This window comes from Anaerolineales bacterium, from assembly GCA_022866145.1.
GTDB lineage: Bacteria > Chloroflexota > Anaerolineae > Anaerolineales > E44-bin32 > PFL42.
In genome coordinates, this window is record JALHUE010000134.1 from 1 (window position 1) to 4,665 (window position 4,665).

Annotated in this window: 4 protein-coding genes; 3 read left to right on the forward strand and 1 reads right to left on the reverse strand. The window is 66.0% G+C overall.

The annotated features are described in order from the left end of the window. Positions 1-984 (reverse strand): ATP phosphoribosyltransferase regulatory subunit (locus tag MUO23_04070; protein ID MCJ7512127.1); only part of this gene is annotated, 984 nt, incomplete at its 3' end. 385 nt (positions 985-1,369) lie between these two features. Here MUO23_04070 and MUO23_04075 point away from each other — a divergent pair. The 3 genes from MUO23_04075 to MUO23_04085 all read left to right on the forward strand — a co-directional run. Beyond that, on the forward strand, positions 1,370-2,929 hold the full coding sequence (locus tag MUO23_04075; GenBank protein ID MCJ7512128.1) for a hypothetical protein: 1,560 nt from the start codon (positions 1,370-1,372) through the stop codon (positions 2,927-2,929). Next, positions 2,926-3,543 carry a hypothetical protein gene (locus MUO23_04080; GenBank protein MCJ7512129.1) on the forward strand — a complete coding sequence of 206 codons (618 nt, stop codon included), beginning with the start codon at positions 2,926-2,928 and terminating at the stop codon, positions 3,541-3,543. Before MUO23_04075 ends, MUO23_04080 begins: the two co-directional genes overlap by 4 nt. Continuing rightward, on the forward strand, positions 3,540-4,665 hold a 1,126-nt coding region (locus tag MUO23_04085), incomplete at its 3' end, for a hypothetical protein (GenBank protein MCJ7512130.1). The genes MUO23_04080 and MUO23_04085, both read left to right, overlap by 4 nt.

Here is a 4,665-nt window from a genome sequence, read left to right on the forward strand (position 1 = left end):
CGATGGGCTGATCCGCAGTTCGGGAAGCACCCGAACCCCGGCCAGCACCAGGCCGAGGACCACATCGCCCATGGCGAAACCGACACCGCCCAGCGGCTCGCCGCCGACCTCGGCCACCAGGTTGTCGTAGCGCCCGCCGCCGAGGACCGCTCGGTGTTCGCCAGCCGTGTCGCGGGCTTCGAAGACTGTCCCGGTGTAGTAGTCCAAGCCACGGATGATGGCAGGGTCATAAGCCAGGTAGTCGGCGGCTCCCAGTGCCTCGATGGCTTCGAAAAAGGCCGTCAGTTCAGGCGAGTTCTTCCAGGCCTGAGTGTCGGTCATCAGGCGCTGAAGGCCGGCGAACTGGCGGGCGTCGAGCCCGATCTCGCGGGCTTGGGCCTCCCAAGCCGGCAATGCCAGCCTATCGCGACGGTCGATCAGCCGAAACACACCCGGCCGTCGGGCGCTGGGTACGCCGATAGCATCCAGTCCGGTTTCGGCCAGGCGGCGATCGTTGACCAGGATGCGGATGGACTCAGGCCCCAGACCGACTTCTCGGAAGAAGGCGGCGCCGATGGCAGCCAGCTCGGCGTCGGCCTGGGGCGACTGCGGGCCGAGCAAGTCGATGTTCCACTGGAAGAATTCCCGGGTGCGGCCTTTCTGGGGGCGCTCGTAGCGCCAGAAAGGACCGAACGACCACCAGCGGAGAGGAGGCGCCAGGGATTTGGCCCGAGCCGCGACCATGCGTGCCAGGCTCGGGGTCAGCTCGGGGCGAAGGGCAATGTAGTCCCCACCGCGGTCGGGGAAGACAAAGGACTGTTCTTTGACGAGCTCTTCGCCGGACTTGGCGGCGTAGAGCTCGAGTCGCTCAAGGAACGGTGCTTCGTACTCGTGGTAGCCGAAGGATTCTGAGACATGGCGGATCGTGGCGTACAGCCACGTCCGGAAGGCCATATCTTCAGGGTAGAAATCGCGAGTTCCTTTGACGGATTGGATAATGGCCACGTTGAGCTCCAGCCAGCGATGCGCGACGAGCGGCGTGGGCTAATGGCTGAGAAGGTCCGCGAATAGAATCGCGTCGCAACCAGGATGGACTACGCAGTGCGAGTACTTGGGATCCCGCACGGGCGGGATTATAGCATGTCGTGCAGACCGGCCGAGCGAGTGTTCCTTCGGGGCCCAAGATGCAAAGGAGTTCACGCGATCCACCCGGGCGCGTTGCGGGACGGAGGCGCGGCTTAGCGGGCGGTGACAGGCAGATAGGATGCGGGGCTTGGCGGTGGTGATGGGCAGAGTAGGGTCCGGGGCAGCCGCGATCTGCGGACCGGCGCCATGATATGCTAGCCCTGCCTCCCTTGACGGCTGGATAAACTCGGTCTGAGGTTGTCCGGTGATCCTACTGCTTCCCGTGCTTCTCCTGCTAGCAGGTGCCGCCCTGGTCGGCGCATTCCGGCGCGCTTCCAGCTTCTCTCTGTGGCTGATGGTGCTGGGGAGCGTCTTCCTGGGTTGGCTGGCGCTCCTGCTGGGGAGCGGCGGGCGTGCAGGTGCTCTGGATGTCTCGGTGTGGCGTCCGGAGCGGCTGTTCTCAGCCGAACTGGTACTCCAACTGGGCAGTGCCCAGTGGGAGGTGCTGTACGCAGCTGCGACGCTGCTCATAGTGCTCGTCCTGACCGCACCGGCGCGGGACGGGGAGGAGCGGCCCAGCGAATGGGCTCTGTTTCTGGTCTACAGCAGCTTGAGCCTGCTGGCGATGATGGCGGGCAACTTGTTGACGCTCTCGCTTCTGCTCATCGTGCTGGATATCACTTGCTTTGTCTTTGTTCTGCAGCGAACAGGGGAGGGGCCCGGTGGCCAGCAGGCCATCGTGAAACTGGGGGTTGAGTCGGTCGGCGTGCTGCTCTTGCTGACCGCGGGATTGATTGGCACCCTCGAGAGGGGCGAAGGCCATTTCGCCGGGGGCGAAACCGCAGCCCTCGCTCTGATGCTTGCGCTTGGGGTTGGGTTGCGCATCGGGCTCGTGCCGCTGCCGTTGGGCCTACCGCCGGACTCCGCCTCGCGCCGCAGCATTGGTGCGCTGATGCGGCTGATGCCGCCGGCAATCCTCCTGGTCCAACTTGGGCTGCAATGGCCGGCGGGGTTCGTCGCCGCGTATCAGGGCTGGTTGATTGCGCTCGGAGCCGTTGCTGCCGGCTCGGCAGGATTGGCCTGGGCTTTCGCGGTGAGGGCACTGGATGCGCGTGCGGCTCTCGTGGCTTGCGCGGCTGGACTAGGCCTGCTGGCGAGTGGCGGGGTGTCGCAGGGCCTCAACGCGGCCATGAGTGCGGTCGCAGTTCTGCTGCTACTGGCCGGGGGGCTGGCTTCCGTGGCCGAGGTGCACACACCCTTCCACCGCATCTGGCCAGCGGCGCTAGCGATTGCGTCTCTCGGTTTCCCCCTGACTCCGGCGGGAGCGGTGCTGAGGCCCCTGGGGGAAGGCGAAGCTAACTGGCTGCTTGGCATCGCCATCGGGCTAGGGCTGGGGCTCCTGGCTGCTGGCCTGGGACAGATGACTGCGATCCAGGAAACCCCCTGGCGGCGTGCCGAGGGGTATAGCCGACTCTTGTATGGCGTCGGGCTCGCCCTATGCCCGGTCGCGGCGGTTGGCTTTGGACTGCGTCAGGGACTGGAGATCTCGGTCCCGGCACTGTTGGGGCTCGGGGCCTCGCTCGTCTCCGCCTCGCTTGCGATCCTGGTTCGGCGCATGCGGCCAGAGGCTGGGCTCCTACGGGCGCGGCGTTTCGTTGGCTGGTTGGATGCCTCGCCGCTGGTGAGAGCTCTGTGGAGCTTGTACGGCGGGCTGCTGGCCATGGCCCGGGGGGTGGGAACTACCCTCGAAGGCGAAGGTGCATTTCTTTGGGTGATGGCTCTGGTGGCATTCGTGGCGGCGTTGCTCGCAGGGAATTCCGGATGATCGACCTCCCCGGCTGGGTCGGGTACGCACTAGCGGGCGCGACTTGCGCGGCGGGCGTGGTGCTGCTTACCGCCACCGGTCGTCGCCTGGTCTTGGCCTCGCTGGGGATGGCCTTTGTCGGGTGTGCGGCGCTTCTCATCGGGAAACTGCCCCTCGCCGTCAGCCTGGCAATGGTGGCCAGCGGTGCAGCAGTGAGCGGGATCCTGCTCCTCTCCACCTCTGCAAGTGCCTGGCCGTGGGACCCGGGGGGCGAGGGGGCGCTTCCCCAAGGTAGAACTTTCCGTCTCGTTCTTTCGGCATTCGTGCTCGTCGCCGTCCTCGGCCTGGCGCGGCGGATCAGCATACCCGGAACTGCCGGCGGCCAGCCTGTGTTCCTAACCGGGCTGGCGCTGATTGGGCTTGGCGCATTGCAGCTCGGCCTCTCGGAGCGATCCCTTCGGGTGTGTGTGGGGCTGCTGACTTCGCTGGCGGGGTTTGAGACACTGTACATCGTCCTTGAGCCGTCACTGGCGATCGTTGCCCTGCTTGGATCCGTGCATGTGGTGATTGCCCTGGTCGCAAGCTACCTGCTGTTGGTCGTGCGCCCGACTCCTCCTGGAGGGAGGGCGGCATGAACGCGCCCCTGGTCCTCGCCATCGGAACCGCCGGGCTGGCGTTGATCCTAGGCGGTTCACGCCTGGGGCGAGTGCCGGCAGCCTTGATCGCTGGGTTGGGCTGCCTGACCTTGGGAGCCATCAGTCTGCTCGTGCCCCTGGACGTCCCGTTGGAGGCAGGCGGCCTGGCGATCAAGTTCGATGCCAGTCTGGAGATCCTAGGAAGGGCGCTCGAGCTTGAACCCGGGATTCGATCCGGAGTTGGATTTGTGTTCGTGGTCGGCGGTTACCTGTTCTTGGGGGGCATGGTGGCCGATCCCGGACGATACTTCTTCCCCATGGGGGTCCTGGCTGTAGGGCTGCTGGCCGCGGCGCTCATGGTACGTCCGTTCCTGTACTCGGCGGTCTTGGTCCAACTAGCGGCCGCGGCTTTTGTTCTGGTGCTGGCACCGCCGGATCGCCATGCGGAGCGCGCCGCCCTGCGGCTGCTGGCCTTCACCACGCTTGGGATGATGATGAGCCTGATGGCGGCCTGGCTGATCGGGCGCCTGGGTGTGACGTCCGGATCGCCGGAACGAGCCGGGAGCGTGATCCCGGTCCTGGCGTTGGGACTGGCCGTTCTGCTGTTTGTCCCCCCTTTCCACCTTTGGCTGCCGCCGGGGGCGGACCGTGCCCATCCTTACGCACTGGCTTCGGTCGCGGGCCTGATGCAGGCCGCAGGCCTATTCCTCGTGCTGCGTGTGCTTGACTCGTACGCCTGGGTTCGGGACGATCCTGGTGTTCGACTGGCGATGACTGCGGCTGGAATCGTGATGATCGCCCTGGGGAGTGTGTGGGCGCTGGCGCAAGACCGCCTGGCTCGGACGTTCGTCTACGTCTTGCTGATCGATATGGGGATTGGAATGATCGCACTTGGAAGCGCGAGCGCGGTTGGCTATCAGCTGGCGATGGGGATGTCTGCCGCCCGGGTCGTTGGCCTTGGCGCCTGGGGGCTGGGCGCAACGCTCCTCACAGCCCGGACGGGCACGGATGAGTTGCGCAACCTGAGAGGGATGGGGTTCGTTATGCCCCTTCCCGCTATCCTTACGCTGGCGGGCGTGCTCTCGATCGCGGGGTTTCCCCTGACGGCAGGTTTCCCGGGCA